12 protein-coding genes are annotated in these 15435 nt (G+C 70.9%); 2 read left to right on the plus strand and 10 right to left on the minus strand.

The window, feature by feature from the left end:
• Positions 1-91: 91 nt before the first annotated feature.
• Complete coding sequence (locus EER30_RS24345; protein ID WP_127502858.1) at positions 92-1051, minus strand: phosphotransferase; 960 nt, start codon at positions 1049-1051, stop codon at positions 92-94.
• A 128-nt stretch (positions 1052-1179) separates the two neighbouring features.
• Between EER30_RS24345 and EER30_RS24350 the strand changes: the two genes are divergently transcribed.
• On the plus strand, positions 1180-1437 hold the full coding sequence (locus EER30_RS24350; protein WP_127502860.1) for a hypothetical protein: 258 nt from the start codon (positions 1180-1182) through the stop codon (positions 1435-1437).
• Here EER30_RS24350 and EER30_RS24355 read toward each other — a convergent pair.
• The 8 genes from EER30_RS24355 to hpnC all read right to left on the minus strand — a co-directional run bounded on the left by EER30_RS24355 (position 1434) and on the right by hpnC (position 11487).
• The gene (locus EER30_RS24355; RefSeq protein WP_127502861.1) at positions 1434-3155 is read right to left on the minus strand and encodes a 1-deoxy-D-xylulose-5-phosphate synthase; all 1722 of its coding nucleotides are present in this window, start codon (positions 3153-3155) and stop codon (positions 1434-1436) included. The genes EER30_RS24350 and EER30_RS24355 overlap by 4 nt on opposite strands.
• A gap of 2 nt (positions 3156-3157) precedes the next feature.
• Complete coding sequence (hpnH, locus tag EER30_RS24360; RefSeq protein ID WP_127502863.1) at positions 3158-4162, minus strand: adenosyl-hopene transferase HpnH; 1005 nt, start codon at positions 4160-4162, stop codon at positions 3158-3160.
• A 2-nt stretch (positions 4163-4164) separates the two neighbouring features.
• Entirely contained in the window at positions 4165-5115 is a 951-nt protein-coding gene (ispH, locus tag EER30_RS24365) for a 4-hydroxy-3-methylbut-2-enyl diphosphate reductase (RefSeq protein ID WP_240670286.1), read from the minus strand.
• Between the two features lie 464 nt (positions 5116-5579).
• On the minus strand, positions 5580-7466 hold the full coding sequence (shc, locus tag EER30_RS24370) for a squalene--hopene cyclase (RefSeq protein WP_127502864.1): 1887 nt from the start codon (positions 7464-7466) through the stop codon (positions 5580-5582).
• Between the two features lies 1 nt (position 7467).
• Positions 7468-8445 carry a polyprenyl synthetase family protein gene (locus EER30_RS24375; protein WP_127502865.1) on the minus strand — a complete coding sequence of 326 codons (978 nt, stop codon included), beginning with the start codon at positions 8443-8445 and terminating at the stop codon, positions 7468-7470.
• Positions 8442-9794: a hydroxysqualene dehydroxylase HpnE gene (gene hpnE / locus EER30_RS24380; protein WP_127502867.1), complete on the minus strand. Its 1353-nt coding sequence runs from the start codon at positions 9792-9794 to the stop codon at positions 8442-8444. The genes EER30_RS24375 and hpnE overlap by 4 nt, the downstream gene beginning before the upstream one ends.
• Complete coding sequence (gene hpnD, locus EER30_RS24385; protein ID WP_127502869.1) at positions 9791-10648, minus strand: presqualene diphosphate synthase HpnD; 858 nt, start codon at positions 10646-10648, stop codon at positions 9791-9793. The genes hpnE and hpnD overlap by 4 nt, the downstream gene beginning before the upstream one ends.
• A complete protein-coding gene (gene hpnC / locus EER30_RS24390; RefSeq protein ID WP_127502870.1) occupies positions 10645-11487 on the minus strand; it encodes a squalene synthase HpnC in 843 nt (280 codons plus the stop codon). Before hpnC ends, hpnD begins: the two co-directional genes overlap by 4 nt.
• Positions 11488-11592: 105 nt before the next feature.
• Here hpnC and EER30_RS24395 point away from each other — a divergent pair, with 105 nt between their 5' ends.
• Complete coding sequence (locus EER30_RS24395) at positions 11593-12882, plus strand: PucR family transcriptional regulator (RefSeq protein ID WP_205650395.1); 1290 nt, start codon at positions 11593-11595, stop codon at positions 12880-12882.
• 542 nt (positions 12883-13424) lie between these two features.
• Here the strand turns inward: EER30_RS24395 and EER30_RS24400 are convergent.
• A complete protein-coding gene (locus EER30_RS24400) occupies positions 13425-15377 on the minus strand; it encodes a bifunctional phosphatase PAP2/O-acyltransferase family protein (protein ID WP_127502871.1) in 1953 nt (650 codons plus the stop codon).
• Positions 15378-15435 lie beyond the last annotated feature (58 nt).

The raw sequence follows: 15435 nt of genomic DNA on the forward strand, positions 1-15435 counted from the left end.
GGACGATCACATATCGACCTACGCCGACGTCGCGTTCACCGCGTCGTTCCGGGCGTGATCAACCACAGCCGCCGCGGCTTGGCCCGTGGCGTCACCGCGGCCGCCGGTGCATAACACTGTCCGGAACGCCGTGGCGAACCCAGAGGCGGATCTGCTCGGCCGCCTGGTCAGCGACGACATGCCCGACCGGGCGAGTCACGAGGTCACTCAACGCGAACGTGTCGAGTACCCGCCCCGCATAGGCCCAACCGTCGATCAGCGGTAGGTCCGCGGGCTGGCGTTCTGCGAATCCCGCCCGGAAACCGTCCAGGAACCCGGCGGGATAATCGGCTCCGAAGCGGGCCATGTTCGCGGCATCACCGTACGAGCAACCCGAGTAGCTGAACTCCCAGTCGAGCAACGCCGCCACCCGCCAACCGCCACCGGCCCGGGAGACCATGATGTTCTTCGGGTTGACGTCGGCGTGCACCAGCCGGCTGTGGCCGTCGACGTCCTTCAGCACCGGTGGGTTGGCCTCGCAGAGCCGCACCCAAGCGCGCCGCACCTCGCCGTCGAGGCGGCTTCCGGGAACCGCGGCCATGCAACTCTCGGCGACCTCGACCAGTTGCTGCGACCACGGCCTCTCTTCCTTGACCGTGAGGTCACCGTCCGTGAAGAAACCCGGACGGTCGAAGGCGACGGCGGCGACACCCGCGACGGCCCGGCCCACCTCGGCCCCGAGCGCACCGGCCTCGGGCCGGGCCAGCCCACCTCGATCGAGCACCTCGCTCAGGACGACGCCGTCCACGTACTCGATGACCATGGCTGGTCGTCCGAGCTCAGTCTTGTCGGGCACGACCAGCAGGACGTCCGGGACCGGCACCTGCCGGCGAGCAGCGGCCATAACCCCGGCCTCGACAACCGGATCCGTCCCTCCGAACCGGACGACAACCGGCCCGTCGGCCAGCGTGAGCAGGCACGTCTCGTGCGAGAAGCCGCCCGCCAGCACGGAGGTCGTCACGATCCTGCTGCCCAGCGCCGCCGCGATGCCCTGAAGTTCCTCGGTCCGCATCGGGCCAGTCAATCAGGACAGCAGGACGTCCGCGCCGGCAGACACAGGCCGATACGGGGTGCGCGGGACACGGGGTTGCCCACCCCGGCGCGACCTAGCACGATGATCGCCGGCCGCGAAGAACGGGGATGACGATGGGCGTGCTGTGCGACTACTTCCGGGCGCCAGGGGTCGATGAGGTTCGTGCGTTCCTGGACAACAACGACGGCGCCTCGCCCGTGGAGGCTTTCGACGGCATCGATCTCAAGTGGATCGATCCGGGCGTGATACTGGGCCGGTTGGTCGGACTCGCGACCGATCAGGAGTGGAGCACCGGTCTTGTCAACGACCACCTGATCTGGCCCGCCGGCGCCGAGCAGGACATGGACTTGCCTCTGATTGCCTAGGCGAGCGCCCTCCTGATCGCGGCGGTGATGCCGGGCTCGTCCAGGCCGTGTTCGGAGAGCAGGGCGCCGCGCGAGCCGTGGTCGAGGAACTCCTGCCGCAGACCGAGCACCTCGACCCGACTGTCGGGGCAAGCGCGTACGACCGCCGCTCCGAACCCCCCGGCCACCCCGCCGTCCTCCGCCGTGACGACCAGACGAGCGCGCGAGGCGGCCTCGGCCAGATCCGGGTCGATCGGCAGGACCCAGCGCGGGTCCACCACCCGTACGTCGATCCCGTCCTGGGAGAGGCGCCGGGCCGCGTTGATGGCCGGGCAGGCCAACGGCCCGGTCGCCAGCAGCAGCACCGGAGCATCGGGCGAGCCGTAGAGGACGTCCGCTTCCCCGATGTGCCCGATGGCCGGCAGCGGCGCCCCGATGTCGGCCTTCGGGAACCGCAGCACCGCCGGCCCTGGCCAGTCGACTGCCTCGGCCAGCAGCCGCCGCAGCGTGTCCCCGTCACGCGGGGCCGCCACCCGCATCCCGGGCACCATCGACAGCAGCGACAGATCCCACATCCCGTTGTGCGAGGGCCCGTCGCTCCCTGTCACGCCCGCCCGGTCGAGCACGAACGTCACCGGCAGCTGATGCAGCGCGACATCCATCAGCACCTGGTCGAACGCGCGGTTGAGGAACGTCGCGTAGAGACACACGACCGGGTGCATGCCGCCCATCGCCAGTCCCGCCGCCGACGTCACCGCGTGCTGTTCGGCGATCCCCACATCAAAGACCCTTGATGGGTACGTCGAGGCGAACTCCCCCAGTCCCGTCGGGTGCAGCATCGCGGCCGTGATCGCCACCAGCTCGGGTCGTGCGGCGGCCAGCGCCGACAGCGCCGACCCGAACACGCTCGTCCACGACACCGAGGCGGGCGCTGACACCGACTTCGACGACGACGGTGGCGGGCTGATCGCGTGCATCCGGTCGTACTTCTCGGCCTCGGCCGCCGGGTACCCCTTGCCCTTGACCGTGCGGCAGTGCACGACAACCGGCCGGCCCAGCGCCCGCGCCGACACGAGCGCGGCCTCGACCGCCCCCACGTCGTGCCCGTCCACCGGCCCGACGTAGGCCAGCCCGAGCGACGACAGAATCGAGGGCAGCGCCGCGTGGGCCGACCCGACCGTCGGCGAGTACGAGCGGTCGTTGTCGTTCAGCACCACGACGACCGGCAGCGGGGACGCGCCGATGTTGTTCAGCGCCTCCCAGCACATCCCACCCGTCATCGCCCCGTCACCGACCACGGCGACCACCGCGCGGTCGAGGAAGCCCTGCAACGCGAACGCCTTGGCCAGCCCGTCGGCGTACGACAGCGCGGTCGAGGCGTGCGAGTTCTCGACCAGATCATGCGAGCTCTCCAGCCGACGTGGATAGCCCGACACCCCGCCGCCCTGCCGCAGCGAGTCGAGACTGCGCCCGGTGAGCAGCTTGTGGACGTACGCCTGATGGCCTGTGTCCCACAGGATCGCGTCGCGGGGCGAGTCGAAGACCCGGTGCAGCGCGATGGTCAGCTCGACCACGCCCAGGTTGGGGCCCAGGTGCCCGCCCGTACGGCTGACCGTGTCGATGAGCCGCCGGCGGATCTGCGCGGCCAGCGCGGGCATGGCGCGAGCGGGCATGGCGCGCAGGTCGGCGGGGCAGGTGACCGTGTCGAGGCGGAACGGGGTGTCGATCTGAAGTGTCATGGCTACACGCTCACGGCGGCACGCAGGGACTGTTTCAGCGAGCCGAGGGTGGCGATGACCGCGGTCGGCTCGTATCCGCAGTGGGCCATGCAGTTGTTGCAGCGCTCGTCCTTGCCCCGGCCGAACTTGTCCCAGTCGGTGGTCTCGATGAGCTCCTTGTACGTCTTGGCGTAGCCGTCGGCCAGCAGGTAGCACGGGCGTTGCCAGCCGAGCAGCGAGTACGACGGGATGCCCCACGGGGTGCAGTCCAGGTCGCGTTTGCCCTCGAGGAAGTCGAGGAAGACCGGCGAGTGGTTGAGCCGCCACTTCTTGCGCCGGCCGCCGGCGAAGGCCTTGGCGAACAGCTCGCGGGTCTCCTCGACGGCCAGGAAGTGTTCCTGGTCGGGTGCCTTCTCATAGGCGTACGCGGGGCTGATCTGCATGTTGTCGACGCCGAGCTCGTCGTTGAGGTAGTCGAGCACGTCGATGATGGTCTGCGGGCTGTCGGTGTTGAAGAACGTGCTGTTCGTCATCACCCGGAAGCCGGCCTCCTTCATCGCCTTGATGGCCTCGACGGCCTGGTCGAAGACACCGTCCTTGGAGACCGACAGGTCGTGGCGTTCGCGCAGGCCGTCGACGTGCACCATCCACGTGAAGTTCTTGTGCGGCTTGAACTTGTGCAGGTGTTTCGGGACCAGCACGGCGTTCGTGCACAGGAAGACGATCTTCTTCTTGTCCAGGAGCTGCTGCACGATCTCGTCGATCTGCGGGTGCATCAGCGGTTCGCCGCCCGCGATGGAGACCATCGGCGCGCCGCTCTCCTCGACCGCGCCGACCGCCTGCTCGACCGGCATGCGCTGCTTGAGCAGCTGGTGCGGCTGCTGGATCTTGCCGCAGCCGATGCACTTGAGGTTGCAGGCGAACAGCGGCTCGAGCTCGACGAGGAGCGGGTAGCGTTCGGTGCCCTTCAGCTTCTGCTGAACGACGTACTGGCCGAGCCGCACGGTCTGCCGGAAAGGCATTCCCATGTCTAGCTCACCTCCTTGGGCAGTGTGAACCGGATGTTCTCGTCGCCGACACTCGTTTCGCGGACCGTGACCGGCCCGAGCCCGGCGAGGCCGGCGACGACCTCGTCGACCAGGTTCGGCGGGGCGGACGCCCCGGCCGTGATGCCCACCGTGCGGGCGTTCTCCAGCCAGGCCAGATCGACCTCGCTCAAGTCTTCGACCAGGTGGGCCTCGGTCCCCTCGCGCTCGGCGACCTCGACGAGGCGCAGCGAGTTGGAGGAGTTGACCGAGCCCACGACCAGCACCAGGTCGCAACCGCGGGCGATGGCCCGTACGGCCTGCTGGCGGTTGGTGGTGGCATAGCAGATGTCCTCGCGGCGCGGCCCGTGCAGCGCCGGGAAACGCTCCCGCAGCACCGAGGCGATCTCTTCGGCCTCGTCCACGGCCAGCGTGGTCTGCATCGCGTACGCCACCCGGCGCGGATCGGGGGCGGTCACCCGGCCCGCCGCGGCGACGTCCTCGACCAGCACGACCTGCGAGGGAGCCTCCCCCAGGGTGCCGACGACCTCCTCGTGGTCGCCGTGCCCGATGAGGAACACCGTGTCGCCGCGTCCCGCGTACCGTTTCACCTCGGTGTGCACCTTGGTGACCAGCGGGCAGGTCGCGTCGATGACATCCAGGGAGCGATCGGAGGCATCGCTGCGCACGATGGGCGCCACACCGTGGGCCGCAAGCACGACGGTCGCGCCGGGCGGCACCTCGTCGACCTCTTCGACGAAGACGGCCCCGAGGTCGCTCAACCGCCGCACGACGTGGGCGTTGTGGACGATCTGCCGCCGCACGTAGACGGGCGCACCCCTGGTCTCCAGCGCCCGCTCGACGACCTCGATCGCCCTCTCGACGCCGGCACAGAACGAGCGCGGAGCGGCCAGCAGAACATCACGCGGTCCGGTCGCCGCCGCCCATTGCCGCAGTGCCGGCGCGGCGTCCTTCAGGACCCCCAGCCCTCGTGCGCCCCGTCGCAGCGTCCCGAACGACCAGAGCGGCGCGCCGACCGAGTCGGTGATGGCGCGAACCGTGGCGAAGGGCCGATCCCCGGCCTGCGCCCGCAGGAGGTCGCTTTCCATGTCGGCTGCAAGCGCGCCGGTGGCGGCCAGGCGAGCACGGCGGGCACCGGTCACAAGACGATCGCTCGTCGCGATTTGCCCGATGTGGACGTTCAGCCCCAGCCGCCGCAGCGCACCCGCCAGCATCGGCGCACTGGGGTCGGGCGCGACGACGAGATCCCCCGGCCGCACCTCAGCCGACAACCCGCCGGCCACCCCGAACACGAGGAAGGCGTCCCCCGCCGGAAGCCGGGCCGCGCGCCCCATGCCGAGCCGCACCGCGCCGAACACCGACCGGCGTTCGACCGCGAGCGGGGCGCCGATGACCGCGCTCACGAGCGGCTCGCCACGTATCGGCCGAGCGCGGTGATCGGGAAGACGATCCGGTACAGGTGGTAGTTGATGTAGAAGTCGCGCGGGAAGCCCGTACCCGTGAATTGCGGTTCGTCCCAACCGCCGTCGGAGCGCTGGGTGGCGAGCAGCCAGGCGACCCCGCGATCGACGGCCTCGTCGGCTCCCCCGGCCGCCAGCAACGCGAGCAGCGCCCACGCCGTCTGCGAGGCCGTCGAGTCACCACGCCCGATCCACGCCGGGTCGCGGTACGACCGCAGGTCCTCACCCCAGCCGCCGTCGGCGTTCTGGTGTTCGACAAGCCAGTCGACCGCCCGCCGGATCGGCCGCGAGCCCGGATGGACCCCCGCCGCGACCAGGGCCGGGACGACCGCGCCGGTGCCGTAGACGTGGTTGGCTCCCCAGCGCCCGAACCACGACCCGTCCGCCTCCTGGTGCTTGAGCAGCCACAGAATGCCGCGCCTGGCCGGTTTTTCATGAGAGAGCCCGACGGCGGCCAGCATCTCCACCACATGCGCGGTCACGTCGGCCGACGGCGGGTCGATGACCGCGCCGAAGTCGCAGAACGGCAGCTTGGTGGCGAGCGTCCGCATGTTGTCGGCGTCGAAGGCGGCCCACCCACCGTCCCGGCTCTGCATGCCGACCGTCCACGCGACCCCACGCGCGACGGCGGCCCGCAACCGAACGGGGTCGTCGTGGTCGATGCGGTGCAGGCCGAGCACGATCTCGGCCGTGTCGTCGGTGTCCGGGTAGTAGTCGTTGTCGAACTCGAACGCCCAGCCGCCGGGTTCGAGGGCGGGCCGGCGCACCGACCAGTCCCCCTTGACCGTGATCTCCTCGTCGAGCAGCCAGTCGGTGGCCCGCAGCAGGTCGGGGTCGTCGGCCGGCACACCCGCGTCGAGCATCGCGATAACGGCCAGCCCGGTGTCCCACACCGGCGACTGGCACGCCTCGAGGCGGCGTACGGGACCATCCGGGGTGGACTCGTGCACGAGGAACCCGTCGAGCCCGGCGAACCCCTTCACCATCGCCGGGTGGTCGGCCGGATAACCCAGCAGGTGCAGGGCGAGCAGCGAATAGACCCACGGGGGCTGGATGCCGCCCCAGCCGCCGTCGTCCTCCTGACGAGCCAGGATCCACTCGGCCGCGCGGTGCATGGCCCGGCGCCGCAGATCCCGGTTCGGCCTCTTCGCGTACGCGTGGAGGCCCTTGTCGAGACGCTGGAAGGCGCCCTTCCATGTCCAGGGGGCGGCCGGTTCCGGCGCGGGCAGCCCGGCCCGCAACTCGTCGGCGCCGAACGGCAACGGACGTACGGGGCGGATCGCGTTGACCACGGTCAGCGGCACCACGGTCTGCCGCGCCCAGCAACCCCAGTCATAGATGTTGAGCGGGAACCACTTCGGCAGGAAGATCAGCTCGGGCGGCATGTCGGGCAGCTCGTCCCACGACCACAGGCCGAACAGCGCCAGCCAGATGCGGGTGAAGACGCGCGTGCTCTCCAGACCGCCGTGCTCGAGCACCCACTGCTGAGCGCGCACCATGTGCGGCTCGTCGACGGCGTCCCCCGCGAGCCGCAACGCGACCCACGCCTCGACCGTCGTCGACAGGTCGGGCGGTCCACCATGGAACGTCGCCCACGTGCCGTCGGCCCGCTGCTGCGAGCGGATCCAGCGTGCCGCCCGCGCGGTCTCCTCGGCCCTCCGCACCCCGAGGAACTCGCGCAGCAGCAGATCCTCGGCGTCCATCGTGACGTTGGTCGCCAGTTCGCCCTTCCACCACCCGGCCTTGTCCTGCAGGCCGCGCAGATGCTCGACGGCCAGGTCGAGCGCCTCGGCCTCCGGGGAGCGCGTTCGCACTTGCGTGGTCACCTCAGACCTCCCGGTCCACGATGAAGTGGCCGAGCGCCACCAGCTCGGTCCGCACCTGTTCGGGCAGCTCGACCGAGGCCAGCGCCGCCTCCCCGAGGTTCATGCGCCGCGCCGCCTCGTCCAGCGCCCATTGCCGTCCGCCGGCCCGTTCGATGGCGTCGGCCCGCTTCTCCAGGTCGTCCGGGTCGATCAGCGCGATCGACGGGTCCTCCGCCAGCGCGAACGTGATCGGCAGCGACTTCTTGCCGGCCCGCAGATCGGAGAAGACCGGCTTGCCCGTGACGGCCGCGTCCCCCCAGATGCCGAGCACGTCGTCCACCAGCTGAAAGGCCAGACCCAATTGCGCCCCGTACGTCTCCAGGGCCGCGATCGTGGGCGCGGGCGCCCCGGCCAGCACCGCCCCGATGGCCGCACTCGCCGCCAGCAGCGAACCGGTCTTGCCGGCCGCCATGTCCAGGCACTCGTCGACGGTGACGCTCTCGCGCTCCTCGAACGCGAGGTCCTGCACCTGTCCCCGGATCAGCTCGCGGGTGGCCCGGGCCAGCAACAGCCCGGCCGGTGCGGCGGTCGGCAGCCCGCTGTCGAGCAGCACCTCCTGGGCCAGCCCGAGCAGCGCGTCCCCGGAGAGGATGGCGCTGGAGCTGCCCCACTGCGCCCACACGGTGACGCGGTGGCGGCGTTCGCGGTCGTGGTCCATCAGGTCGTCGTGCAGCAGCGAGAAGTTGTGCACCAGCTCGACGGCCACCGCCCCGGGCAGCCCGACCTCGCCGGTCCCGCCGGTGGCCCGGGCCGAGAGCAGCGCGAGCGCGGGCCGCACGGCCTTGCCGCCGCCCCGGTCCGGCCGGCCCTCGGCGTCTATCCAGCCGAAGTGGTACGCCGCCTGGAAGCGGGTCGTCGCGTCGAGCCGGTCGATCGCCGCCCGCATGGCCGGGGTGATCGCGTCCCGGCTGCGGTGCAGGCTCTCCAGCATGGTCGTCATGTCGACACACCGTCCAAGGTAGACATGGCGCTGCCGGTTGCAGCGCGCCCCGTTGCGGACAGGTCCAGAGCTCCGGCCGCGGCCGTGTCGCCGCTGCGCACCGCGCCCTCCATCGTCGCGGGCCAGCCGGTGGCGGTCCACGCGCCGGCCAGCCACAGGCCGCGCAGCGCGGTGGTGGCGGACGGGCGCAGCCGGTTGACGCCGGGCGAGGGCCGGAACGTCGCGTGGCGTTCGCGGGTGACGAAGAAGTCGCGGACGACCGCACCCCGCGTGCCGGGCAGCACGTCCTCCAGCGCGGGCAGCATCCACGTACGCAGGGTGGCCACGGGCACGTCGATGAAGGCCTCGGCGGCCGACAGCGACACGGCGAGGTACTGCCCCTCGGTGAGGCCCGACGCGGCGGTGCGGTCGAAGATCCATTGCGCGGGCGAGTCGATAGCGGCCACGAACGGCCGGTCGAGCACCTCGCGGTCGTAGACGACGTGCACGTTGACGATCGGGGACGTGCGTAGCCCGCCGTCGGCCGGCAGCACGCCGGGTGGCAGGATCCGCGCCGCCACGTCCGGCGGCACGGCGCTGATCACCTGGTCGAAGGGCCGCCTGTCGACCAGCCAGCCGGTGCCGGCCGGTCGCACCGCGCTCACCTTGGCCGAGGTCAGCACCTCGACGCCGGCCGCGGTCATCGCGAGTTCCCCGGCCGTGCCGTGCAGCCGGCCCAGCGGCACCCGCGACCAGCCGATGTCGGCCGCGGACGCCTCGGTGAGCAGCCCGGTCTGGAAAACCTTGGCCGCGAGCGCGAGCGAGGCGTCGTCGGCCCTCGCGTTGAGGGTCGCGACGCCGACCAGGTCCCACATCGCGTCGATCGCCCGGCGGCTCTGCCCGTGCGCGGCCAGCCAGGCGCCGAAGCTCTGCGCGTCGGTGGCCGCGGCGTCGACGTCGAGGCGCTTCATGGCCAGCGCGGCGCGGACGAACCGTACGCGTTCGGCCAGGCTCAGCGGCGTGTAGCCGAGCAGGGACCGGGCCAGGTGCAGGGGCGCGGGCAGCGGATCGCGGCCCAGGACGACCGGGGCGCGGCCCGGCGCGACGACCGGGATGGCCAGCCGGCGCTGCACGGTCACGTCGCCGGTGACGCCGAGCCGTTCGATCAGGTCGAGGTAGGCCGTGCAGCAGCGCAGAAACACGTGCTGGCCGTTGTCGACGTCGAGGTCGCCGCGCTTGAACGAGTGGGTCAGCCCGCCCAGCCGTGGGCGGCCCTCGAACAGGGTGACCCGGGTGCCGGCATCAGCGCAGCGCAGCGCCGCGGTGATGCCGGCCAGCCCGCCCCCGATCACGGCCACCGTTCCTGTCATGAGGACCGCCCCGCGAGCGAGCGCACCGCGATCGCGACCTTCTCCTGGCCCGACAGCGAGAGCCGCTGGTCGAACACCAGGCTCGGCCGCGCCTCGATGCGGTTGAGCAACTGCCGGTAGATGCCCGACATCGCCAGGCAGGAGGCCCGGCTGCGCCAATCGAGCAGCGGGGTGAGCCGCAGCCCGTCGCGATACCAGTCGCGGGCCCGCCGGGTGCTGAAGCGGATGAGCGCGGACAGCGCGCCGTCGTCGTCGGCCAGCGCGCCCTGGTCGTCGAGAACGAGCTTGACGCCGAACCGGTCTAGATCCTCCTGCGGCAGGTAGACCCGCCCGTTGATCAGATCCTCGCGGATGTCGCGCAGGATGTTCGTCTGCTGCAACGCGATGCCGAGCTGGTCGGCGTAGAGCGGCGCGTCGCGGTCCGGCCTGCTGCCGAAGACGCCGAGGCAGAGCCGGCCCACCGCCCCGGCCACACAGCGGCAGTACGAGACCAGGTCGTCGAACGTGTCGTAGCGGCGCCCGACGACGTCCATCTCAACGCCGTCGATCAGCTCGTCGAAGGCGCCCAGCGGGATGGGGTGGCGGCGGACCGCGTCGCCCACCGCGATCAGCACCGGGTCGGTGCTGGCGTCCAGCGCCTTGAGCTCGGCGCGCAGCCCGGCCAGCGCGGCCGCCTTGTCGCCGACGGGCAGGTCACCGTCGCCGATGTCGTCCATCCGCCGGGCGAGGGCGTAGACCGCGCAGAGGGTGGTGCGCTTGTCGGCGGGCAGCAGCCGGATGCCGTAGTAGAAGTTGCGCGCCTCGGTCCTGGTGATCTCTTCGCACCGCCGGTAGGCCTCTTCGAGGGTGGTCACCGGGCCACCTCCGCGACCAGGTGGCGCAGCACCCGGGTCTTGCGCGGGCGTGGGGTCGCGGCCAGCACGTCGTAGTCGGCGCGCCGCAACGCGTCCACCGTGGCCAGGCCGCCGGCGAGGAAGCCGCCGACGGCGAGCTTGGCCCAGCCTCTCAGGTCGGCGACGAGCGGCGCCCCGAGGCGGAAGAGTCGGGCCGCTCGGTCGGTCTCGAAGGCGAGCAATTCCCGTACGCGGGAAGGGGTTTCCGATTTGTCCAAATCAGCGGGGACGACGGAGAACCGGGCCATGTCCTCGGCGGGCAGATAAATTCGGCCGGCGCGGCGGTCCTCGGCCACGTCCTGCCAGTGTTCGACCAGCTGGAGGGCCGTGCATATGTCGTCAGAAAAGGCCACCCGTTCGTCGGTCGTGACCGCGAACACGTCGAGAACGATTCGTCCGACCGGGTCGGCCGAAAGGGTGCAGTATTCGCGCAGCTCGGCGTAGGTCGCATAGGTGTGGACGCGCTGATCCTGACGGTTCGCCTCGACCAGCCGGAAGAACGGCTCGGAGGGCAGATGGCACTCCCGGACCGTGATCGCCAGCCGCGACAGAACGGGCGTCCGGGGCGTTTGACCAGCCCAGATTCGCTTCAGGTCGGCAGCGAAGGCAGCAAGGTTCGCCAACCTGTCACCGGTGGACTCGTCGCCTAGATCGTCGACTGTGCGGGCAAATCCGTAAACCGCCTCCAGATGACCCCGCAACCGGCGCGGCAGGACACGCAGCGCGACCGGGAAATTCTCCGCACGCTGCTTTCCCCGCACGCTCAGTCGCCGAACAGTGACGTCCGTCCCCTCCGCCATCCCTTGATGGTGCTCCGCAAAGAGGGCCATGATCTGCGCAGATGGAGGTAGTTGTGGGACCCCCTGTTTGTCACGGACGTACAAAACCTCTTCGGTAGGTGCGGAATGCGTTCATCTGATTCGGTCGATGGTGGCAACGAGCCGGAGACCTGGCCGGGTGCTGGCCAGGAGCTCGACACATACCTGGACGGTTTCGGGCAGCAACCCAAGCTGCACGGCATGCTCACCGTGCTGTTCGGCCGGCTGCCCGAGATGCTCGACGAGGTACGGCAGACGCTGGCCGGCACGTGGCCCGACTACGCCGCCTTCATGGAGGCCGAGCAGGACGAGGTGACCGGCGCGGCCAAAGCGTTCGTCCTCTGGCTCATCGACATGGCCGAGGACGGCGCCGACAGCCGCGAACCGATCGGCAGCTACCTCGAGCTGTTCGAAGAGGTCGGGCGCATCCAGTGGCGCGAGGGCCGCGAGGTCTCCACGCTGCTGTCGGCCTACCAGCTCGGCGCCCGGGTCGCGTGGCGGCACGTGTCGAGCGCCGCCCTCGAGACCGGCGTCGAGCCCGACATGCTGGCCGGCCTGGCCGAGGCCGTGTTCGCCTTCGTCGACCAGCTCTCGTCGGCCTCGGCCCGCGGCTATGTGCAGGAACAGTCACACAGCGTTGCCGAGCGCGAGATCCTGCGTGACCAGTTGGTCGATCTGCTGCTCTCCGACCGCTCGGACAGCAGCGCCGTGCAGGCCGCGGCCACCCGGGTCGGCTGGACCGTCCCCCGGGTCGCGTCGGTGGTGCTGCTCTCGGACGACAACGCGATGGGCCGCGAGGTGCTCAACCGCCTCGACAGCGCCTGCCTGCCGATCCGCCGCCGCACGCTGGTCGGCGCGATCGTCCCCGACCCGGTGCGCCCCGGCCACCGCCAGCGGCTGACGACGGTGCTGGCCGGCACCGGAGCGGTCGTCGGCCACCCGGTGGCCACCGAGCAGTTGCCGGTCAGCATCCAGTTCGCCGAACTGACCGCCCGCCTGCGCGTCAACGGCATCCTCACCGACGACCCGGTCTTCGTCGAGGACCACCTGGACGCCCTGATCGTGCACCGCGACCCCCGCCTGCTGGAGGCGCTGCGCCAGCAGGCCCTGGCCCCCTTGGACCGCATGGCCCCGACGACACGCGATCGCCTGAGCGAGACGCTGGGCGCCTGGCTGAGGCACATGGGCGACCGGCAGGCGGTGGCGGCTGAGCTGCACATCCACCCGCAGACCGTGCGCTATCGCATGACCCAGCTGCAACGGGCGTTCGGGCCGTCACTGTTCGACTCGGCGACCCGAAGCCGGCTGACCCTGGCCCTGGCCTGGGGTCCGGCGGCCGGCTCGGAGACCCGGCCGCCGGGCGGCCCCTCGGCCTGAACCCAGCCCTATCCCGCGGACGACTGGTTCCGGGCGCCGTGGGGCCCACCTACGCGGCTCGTCACATCCCGAGTTCGGCCACGTCGTTTTTCGGCCCCGCGCCGTTCGTCACGGCGTACGCGATCCCCGCATCCTCGACCCGGGCACGTCGTGGCCCTGCGCCGCGCTGCCCGTCACCGCCCCGGCGGTCAGCCCTGGCGTCCCAAGCCCGCCCACGTCGTGGTTCCGCTCCCTGCCGCGCGCCACGGCCGGCTGAGGATCGCGCTGGGCGGAGCCCAATTTCCCGGATCCAGGGCGATCGGGCCAAGACCGATCAGGTTGCAAGGAAGTAGGGGCCTCAATGCCGATCGAGGCCCTGAATCCTTGAACTGAGGAAAGATCCATAAATCCCAGGGCTTTATTTCATGAAAAAGGGGACAGACAGAAGCGGGAAACGCCAGCTCCGCGCGAACCCACTCCCCGCAAAGCTGTCATATCGGGCACGACTTCACTGGCGCTGCGCGTTTTCGAGGGCCGCAGCAGCCGGCCAGCCTGGGCGTTGGTCAATCGCCGGTCTGTAGTTCGTCGTAGACGACCTTCATGGCGTCGGCCAATGACGCGATGTCGGCGACCAGTGCCGGATCGACCGCGATGCTGACTGACAACACGCCGTCCCAGCCGATGGCCCCCACGGCGATCGGCGCGCGCGGTGCCAGCGGCAAAATCGGGTACACCCCGGCCAGCGGTACCCCCGCCAGCGTGAGCGCGATGTCCGGCCCGGGCATGTTCGACACGATCGCCTGGAAGGTTCGCCCGCCGTAGACGGTGCGGGCGAACCACGCATGGCCCGGCATCGGCAGCACGACACCGGCCGCCCGCATCGCGAAGTTCGAGGCCAGCATGCGAGTGCCCGTGTAGAGCCGCCGGCTGCGCCGCGCGATCTCGGTCAGCCGCGCCGGTTCGCCGCCCGCCACCGGCCCGAGCGGTACTTCGGTCATCACCGCCGCGGTCAGGTTGCCCTCGGCCGCGGCGCCCGGCGGCCGCACCATCAGCGGCACCGAGACGCGCAGCAGCCCGTGCGGCACGGTCGGCACCGCTGCCGACAGCCCGCCGGCGACCAGGGTGAGCAGCAGGTCGCTGACCCGCACACCATGCGAGCGGGCCACATCGCGGGCCGCGTCGAGCGGCAGGTCGACGGTGACGAACGCGCGGGCCGAGTTGTCGCCGGTGGCCAACCGAACCTTCGGGAAGCCGTCGGTCGCGAGCTGGGCCAGCCCGACCGTGGTGGCGGCCGCGCGGCGAAGAACCCCGGGCATCCGCTGGGTCGGGAGTTTGGGCTGGTAGCGGGGCTCGAGCAGGATCAGCGACTGGGCGATCGTGCCGACCCCGTCGGCGATCACGTGGTGCACGAGGAAGAACGTGGCCGCCCGGTCCGATTCGACGCCCTGCACGCAGACCCAGCGCCACATCGGGCGGTCGCGCGGCATCGGCTCGCCGGCGATCTTCGCGAGCAGCGCGTGCAGTGCGTCGAAGCCGCCGGGCAGGCCGTCGGGGCGGGTCACGTCGTATTCCGGCACGTGCCAGTCCCAGTCGATCTCGCGATGTTCGACCCAGCGCGGCCGCAGCCACCGGCCCCGCGACTCGAGCCGCTGGTGGAACCGGGGCAGTTCGTGCAGGCAGGTCTTGACCCGGTCGACCATCGCCTCGCGGCGCAGCGGGATGTCCGAGGTGTCGACGACGGTCAGGCCGCCGACGTGCTGGGGTGCGGCCGGCGACTCGACGTGCAGGAAGAACGCGTCGGGGGCTCGTACTTCGTCGGGCACCGGCGTGAAGTGCCGGGCGAGCAGCACGCTCACCCACACGACGATCGCGCCGCCGACCGCGTCGAGCAGGAAGTGGTTGGCCGTGGCCATCACGACGAACAGCGTGACGGCGACGTGGATCAGAGAGACGACCTGCACCGTACGGGTGTGCCTGAGCTCGGCCAGCACGACGCTGACCCACAGCGCCCAGGCGACGTGCAGTGACGGCATGGCGGCGAGCTGGTTGGCGTGGCCGACCAGCGGCGAGCCCCATGATCCCCAGGTCGCGCCCTGCAGCACGGTGTCGACGAACTGCGTGTTCTCGAGGAAGCGCGGGGGTGCCACCGGGTAGGCCCAGAAGCAGGCGATCGCGATCACGTTCAGCAGCAGGAACGAGTTGCGCATCTCGCGATACCGGTCCGGCCGGCGCAGATACAGCCAGACCAGCATGATCCCGGCGGCCACGATGTACGTCGTCGCGTACTCGTAGTTCGACAGCGTGCGCAGCACCTCGCGAGGCGCCAGCCACTGGTTGAGGGCCAGCTCGACGTCGATGTGCAGGAAACGCTCGAGGTCGAAGATGTGCCAGGCGTTCCGGTACGCCGCCGCCTCGCGCGCCGGGCCGTGCAGGGCCTCGACGAAGGTGTAGAACGCGAAGACGATCAGGCCGTAGAGCAGCTCTCGCCACAGACGTGGCTTCCATGCGGCACGCATGTCCTCAGGCCCCGGGGTCACCCTCGACTTCTAGCACTTGATCACCGTGCACGGCGAG

It is taken from the genome of Actinoplanes solisilvae, from assembly GCF_003999975.1.
Taxonomy (GTDB): Bacteria; Actinomycetota; Actinomycetes; order Mycobacteriales; family Micromonosporaceae; genus Actinoplanes; species Actinoplanes solisilvae.